The sequence below is a fragment of the Chamaesiphon sp. OTE_8_metabat_110 genome (assembly GCF_031382685.1).
Classification (GTDB): Bacteria; Cyanobacteriota; Cyanobacteriia; order Cyanobacteriales; family Chamaesiphonaceae; genus Chamaesiphon.
On the sequence record NZ_JANMZA010000252.1, the window covers coordinates 1 to 2,896 of the forward strand.

The 2,896-nt window shown below is 49.9% G+C and carries 2 protein-coding genes; one reads left to right on the top strand and one right to left on the bottom strand.

Features of this window, described 5'->3' with window-relative positions:
• Nucleotides 1-1,526: TonB-dependent receptor plug domain-containing protein (locus tag RMO52_RS09285; protein ID WP_310413226.1), on the bottom strand; the 1,526-nt coding region annotated here is incomplete at its 3' end.
• A 338-nt stretch (nt 1,527-1,864) separates the two neighbouring features.
• Here RMO52_RS09285 and RMO52_RS09290 point away from each other — a divergent pair.
• A complete protein-coding gene (locus RMO52_RS09290) occupies nt 1,865-2,890 on the top strand; it encodes an iron ABC transporter permease (RefSeq protein ID WP_310413229.1) in 1,026 nt (341 codons plus the stop codon).
• Nucleotides 2,891-2,896 lie beyond the last annotated feature (6 nt).

Consider the following 2,896-nt stretch of genomic DNA (forward strand, 5'->3'; position numbering starts at 1 on the left):
TCTCCCGTGGCAAATTCACCAGTTAAATTGGTTTGAAAGGTATAGTCCTTGGTCTGTCCTTCTTGAGTGGCAAAAAGACGGTTGACGGTATTTGTGGTCTCATCGAAACCTACCGGATAGGCGACAACATTGAAATCGAACTGATTTGAGGCATAGCGAAAAGCATTGCGGAGTTTCCAGTTGTCGCTAAACTGATGGTCGAGCATATAACCGATATTCAGGGATTGATTGGTGATGCGATCGCTAGGGTCGCCAGTAATTCGATCGCGTGGTACATTGGCTACACTCGTACCAATTGCGGGCAATCCAAAATCGCCAGGACGATTGGAGTCGATATATTCTGCGGAAATAGTCAGATCGGTCTTATCGCCAACTTTCCAAGCAATGGTCGGGGCAATAAAGGTTTTCTGGTCGGGTTGATTGGAATTTCGCACGCTGTTGCTGCTTTGATACAGTCCATTGACGCGATAGAGTACCTTGCCATCAGCGGTTAAAGGGCCAGAAACATCAACACGGGGGCTAATTAAACTCCGAGAGCCACCTTGAACTTCTACTTCATAAAATGGCGTAGATAATGGTTTCTTGCTAATGAGGTTAATCAGTCCACCTGGCTCGATTGCGCCATACAAAATTGAGGCTGGCCCTTTGAGGACTTCAACTTGCTCTAAATTAGCAATTTCGCTGAATGGTTGGGTTCCTCCCTGACCACTTCCAAATTGCCTGAATCCATCCCGCAAAGTTGCCACTCCAGAGAAGCCGCGAATGCTAAACGTGTTCCCACTGCGATTTTGGCCATCGCCATTATAATTAACGCCGCTAACATTACTCAGCGCATCTTTAACATCTCTACTCTGCCTATCGCGAATAATCGCTTGGGGAATGACTTGCACGGAGAATGGAGTTTCGATAATCGGTGTATTTGTACCCGTCACACTAGCAGCATTGGGCTTGCGGTAGGAGTCTCGCAGCGAACTTCCAGTGACGTTGATTTCTAGTTCTGGTTCGGCGGTCTGGGCTACAGGGGGTGTCGCACCCGCTTCGCTGGCAATTACCGTTGCTTGGGGTGCCCCATTGGTACCAGTTACCGTCACGCGCACGAAGCTAGGATTTAGTTGAGTAACAGTGACATTTCCCACTCCTGGAGCCGGATTTGCCGCTTGAAATGGTTGAACGATCGTGGCGTTGGGGATATCGAAGTAGAGGAGATTGCCAACGATCTGGGGAGCCGGAGCCGCAAGCGTCCCCGCAGTTTCTAAGACTACTTCAATGCCGTTATTCTGCGGGTTGAGCTTAATTCCAGTAATATTCAGCGGTGCGGGGGCTGCCTGCGCTAGGAGTTTTTTGACGAGCGGCAAATTTTTTCGATCTAAAGTCTCGGTCGTTGCCTGACTGGTGGCACCTGCGATCGTTTGCGCTTGAACTCGAACTGGTAGGGCAATGATTACAGCAGCGAACGCCAGACAAATCTGCTGTAGGCATAGCTGTTGGCAGAAACAATACTTACCACTGGAATTATTAGCCTGCATCTTAAATAAGAATAGTTATCAATAAAGTTCGATTGTACAGGAGCGATCTCCGTGTTGTCTATCCCCGATCGGTCTTTTTGTCACATTCTGAGGTCGGGTCTTTTTTGACGCGATAGCAGCGATCGGCTGCTAAGAATTAGCAATTCTACCAACTCTGGTTAACCTCAGCCCTCACCCCCAGCCCCTCTCCCAATCTTGGGTGAGGGCGACAGGATTGTACTAGCGATCGGGAGTCTGTATGAATCGGATTTGGTATTAGCTCTAGATCCGCCAAAAATACCATTGCAAATAATTACTAATAGTTAGTAAGATTAAATGATTAACTTTAGCAAGTATCTATGCTCGACCCCACTGTTGCGAGGTTGTCTAAATATCTGAAACCTTCGCCACTAGTAGGGCTAGGGCTAGGCGTGGTGGTAGCGATCGGGTGTGCGATCTATAGCATTACTTTAGGCACTAGAGACATTTCGCTAGCAGTGATTTTCGACTCCTTTACCCAGTTCGATAATTCCTTCGACCATCTGATTATCCAAACAGTCAGATTGCCACGATCGCTAATGGCACTCGCTGTCGGGGCTGCGCTTGCCGTAGCGGGGGCGGCGATTCAAGGCTTAACCCGCAATCCCCTCGCCGAAACTGGCATCTTAGGCATCGAAGCTGGCGGTGCTCTAGCTGTCGTCGGGACATCCTTTCTGCTTGGTAGCTCCACCCCTTCAGACTATGCCGGAGCCGCCTTTGTGGGGGCGGCGATCGCGGCGATCGTCGTTTATTTCTGTGCATCCCTCGGCCCTGGCGGAGTCACCCCGCTCAATCTGACGATCGCGGGAGCCGCGATCGCCGCATTTATCGCCGCCTTAACTACCAGCATCCTGATCGTCAGCCAGAGTACCTTAGAAGAAATTCGCTTTTGGCTGGCAGGTTCCTTGGTAGGGAGAGATTTCGACCTATTTTTACAGGTATTACCAGTGATGATGGTGGGGTTATTACTGGCGTTTGCACTCAGTAGACAAATCGCCACCCTGAGCTTAGGCGAAGACGTTGCCACCAGTTTGGGACAAAACACCCTGACGATTAAGCTGTTAACGGTAACGAGTATGGTGTTACTCGCAGGTAGTTCTGTGGCGATCGCGGGGCCGATCGGGTTTGTGGGGCTAGTCGTCCCCCACGGCGTGAAATTCTTTATCAAAACCGATTATCGCTGGATTCTGCCCTACTCGGCAGTCTACGGAGCCATTCTCCTGTTAGTTGCCGATATCGCCGCCAGACTATTAATTCAGCCCCAAGAGCTGCCTGTCGGCGTAATGACGGCACTTGTCGGGGCACCAGTATTTGTCTATCTCGCCAAAGCAAAAATCCGCTCATGAAAAACT